The 484-nt window shown below is 49.4% G+C and carries 1 protein-coding gene; it reads right to left on the bottom strand.

Annotation, left to right across the window (positions count from 1 at the left end; all coding sequences use genetic code 11):
- The coding region (locus tag ACTHUF_RS11110; RefSeq protein ID WP_440407722.1) for a hypothetical protein at positions 1 to 484 on the bottom strand (484 nt) is incomplete at both ends.

Genomic DNA, 484 nt, shown 5'->3' with positions numbered 1-484 from the left:
CAAACAAGCTAACACACTCACAAACAACAAAAACCCCACCACCCAAAAACAAAAACCCACCCAACAGCCCCCACACAACCCCCACCAACACCACACACCCAAACCCACAACAACCCACCACCAACACGAGCGCAAAACCATCAACAAAACACCCCAACCACCAAAACCCACACAACCCCAACCCAAACAACAAAAAACACAAAACCACCACCAACACAACAAACACACCGCCAAACCACACCCACCCAACACAAAACCCAACGCCACAACACCCCAACAACACCCCACCCAAAACCAACAACCAACACACCAACACAAACACCACCACACACCACAACCCCAAAACCACACAAACCCCCCCCAACAAAAAACCACCAACCCCACCCCCCACACCCAACACCACACCCCACACACACCCAACACCACCAACAAAAAAAAAAACACAAACCCAAACAACCACCACACCACCAAAAAAAAAAAAAAA

The sequence above is a fragment of the Neisseria sp. P0024.S006 genome, from assembly GCF_051956595.1.
In the GTDB taxonomy this organism is placed as follows: domain Bacteria; phylum Pseudomonadota; class Gammaproteobacteria; order Burkholderiales; family Neisseriaceae; genus Neisseria.
Note: the sequence above shows the minus strand (reverse complement) of the source record. Positions and strands in the feature narration are given on the sequence as shown.